Genomic DNA, 2,573 nt, shown 5'->3' on the forward strand with positions numbered 1-2,573 from the left:
TCGGCATAGCCTTATCTTTAACTCGAGCGCTTATAAGCGGTGCTAGTGAAGGAGCCGTATGCCTTAATTGGGCAAGTACGGTTCTAATGGGGTTGCACAGTGGCAACACTGTGCTTCTACCTACTCACTTAAGGATTCAGGAGAATAGAAATCAAGATGTTCTTGAATACCAAATCGATCTCTTAATGGGGCAGAAATCGCACCAGCTTTTGTTGTTGCACCTATGATGCAAAATGGAGGTAAATAAAATTTTACCGTTCGTGCTGTAGGTCCTTGTCCAATTAAAATATCTAATCTCATATCTTCCATGGCAGAATATAATATTTCTTCAACATTAGATGGTAATCTATGAATTTCATCAATAAATAAGATTTTTTTTGATTCAATGCTTGCAAGAATAACCATTAGATCTGCAGCTCGTTCAATAACAGGACCTGATGTTACTTTAATTTGATAGCCCATTGTTTCTGCAACAATACCAGCTAATGTTGTTTTTCCTAAACCTGGAGGTCCATGAAATAAACAATGATCTAACATTTTTCCACGCAACTTTGCAGCTTGAGTATAGACTTTTAAATTTTCACAAACTCTTTCTTGACCGGGATATTCATCAAAATTTTTTGGTCTTAAATTTAAATGTGGTTCTATTGTATCATTTGCTAATTCGGGTAAAATGATTGAATTATCAAATTTGGTATGTATACTGGTATCCATATTTTGTAACCTTAATGTTTTAAGATCATTCTTTCAGAAAGTTTTGAAAGTGATTCTTTTAATGCAATTTCAAAAGAAATATTTTCTCCAAGTTGCATACGTTGTTCAACGCTATTTACAACTTCAAAATATTGTTTATCTTTATATCCTAAATGAAATAACGCACTTTTTAAATCTTCTACAATTTGTTTTCTAATGAGTTTTTGTTCAATTTTTTGAGATGCTTTATTGCTATTTAAAATAGATCCTGCCATATTTTCAGAAACTTTTGTTTTTTGAATTTCGATATCATCACGTTTTCGTGCTAATTTCTTTTGTAATTTATCTTTTAACTCTAGTACAAGTCTTTCCGCAGTCTTAGGACCCACTCCAGGAATTGAAGTTAGTTTCGTTATTTGAGCAGTTGTAATAATTTCACATAAATCATAACCATCTACAGGTCCTAATAATGCTAATGCTGCTTTCGGTCCTACACCGGAAACCTGAATTAATTCTTGAAATACTTTTTTGTCAAAGGAAGATGAAAAACCAAATAATCGAATGGCGTCTTCACGTACATGAGTTAAAATACTTAATTGAACCTCATTTAAAAGAGTTGGCAATTGGCATAATGTGGTTGCGGGAACTTCAATTTCATAGCCAACACCGCCTACATCTATGACAATATTCTCAGGGTTTTTTTCTATCAAGATTCCTCTTAAAAATCCAATCATGAAGTATTCCTTTACATATGAATCAAGTTATCTATAAAACAAGAGTTTTAAATTAGATATCAGATCATAACATATTTCGATTTAAACAAGCTTTTGCTAGGAAAATAAAAATTAAAAATGAAACCTGATTTAAAATATGTTTAAAATTTGAACACATTTTTGGGATATTTAAAGTGCTTCCTCTTTTTTGTCAAATTAAAAAAAATAAATGTTTTATAGACAAAAAATAAAAAATCGTGTTCGTTATCAATGCTGTGTGGATAAATATTTTATTCTTTTGAGGAATCATTATGGATGATAGATTTTAGAATTGTCAAATGCACGTGTAACAGACAGAAAATAAAAGGAAAAACAGCTTTAGACATTTTTTTTCTTTGTGATCAAGCAAAAATTATTTTATTTGTGATTTTATTCCAAATATCAAAACGATCCTGCATGATTTTACGATATCCTTCAGCAGATAATAAGTGTTGCCTAGGACAAAAGAAACCTCTTATCTTCATATATGAAGTTAAAAACATTTGTGCATGTCTATGAGACTTGAAGCGCTGCAAGCCTTTCTCTCGTTTCCGAAGAGGTCTGTGTGAATTTTCTCGCTGCTTTCCTATCTTTTCTCTTTTGTACTAACGTCTCAAGTTCATTCCCATTTTCATCAACTGCTCGGAATGCATAGTAAAGTTCTTCTTGTATCTTTAAAAAACTTCATCGATATGGTACCGTCTTGTTTTATAAATCATTCTTTTCTTGATTTCAGAAGCATATCTATGCCCATAAAAGTTCGCCCAAAGACGGATGATTTCATGGCATATTTGGATCCCCTTTTCAAAAAAATACTCTTTCACTTCTCGAAAACTTAAGTTAGTTCTCAAATACATTCGAACTGCTTCGCCTATGATTTCTTTTGGGAAGTTATGGAATTTGAATTTGTGCATTTATATAGCGTCTTTACTTTTAATCTGTTACTTTAGAAACTCAAAAACATAAACTTCTATTATTTTATTACTTAAATATGCATTTGACAATTCTATGGTAGGTAGAGACATGACTTTTATTTCCTTTCAAATAAAGAGTAATTCATTGCCATGAAACCCCTGCAGAACCGGACTTGTAGTTTTCCCACATCCGGCTCCCAGAGATGATATTCAT

General features: G+C 31.9%; 4 protein-coding genes. All 4 read right to left on the reverse strand.

Annotated elements, in window-relative coordinates:
- Positions 1-120: 120 nt before the first annotated feature.
- The 4 genes from ACIQ56_RS16620 to ACIQ56_RS16635 all read right to left on the reverse strand — a co-directional run bounded on the left by ACIQ56_RS16620 (position 121) and on the right by ACIQ56_RS16635 (position 2,359).
- The gene (locus ACIQ56_RS16620; RefSeq protein WP_397602151.1) at positions 121-714 is read right to left on the reverse strand and encodes an AAA family ATPase; all 594 of its coding nucleotides are present in this window, start codon (positions 712-714) and stop codon (positions 121-123) included.
- An 11-nt stretch (positions 715-725) separates the two neighbouring features.
- On the reverse strand, positions 726-1,427 hold the full coding sequence (ruvA, locus tag ACIQ56_RS16625) for a Holliday junction branch migration protein RuvA (RefSeq protein WP_397602152.1): 702 nt from the start codon (positions 1,425-1,427) through the stop codon (positions 726-728).
- Between the two features lie 531 nt (positions 1,428-1,958).
- On the reverse strand, positions 1,959-2,117 hold the full coding sequence (locus ACIQ56_RS16630; RefSeq protein WP_397602154.1) for a DDE-type integrase/transposase/recombinase: 159 nt from the start codon (positions 2,115-2,117) through the stop codon (positions 1,959-1,961).
- A gap of 2 nt (positions 2,118-2,119) precedes the next feature.
- Positions 2,120-2,359: a hypothetical protein gene (locus tag ACIQ56_RS16635; RefSeq protein ID WP_397602153.1), complete on the reverse strand. Its 240-nt coding sequence runs from the start codon at positions 2,357-2,359 to the stop codon at positions 2,120-2,122.
- Positions 2,360-2,573 lie beyond the last annotated feature (214 nt).

This window comes from Silvanigrella sp., from assembly GCF_044369315.1.
GTDB lineage: Bacteria > Bdellovibrionota_B > Oligoflexia > Silvanigrellales > Silvanigrellaceae > Silvanigrella.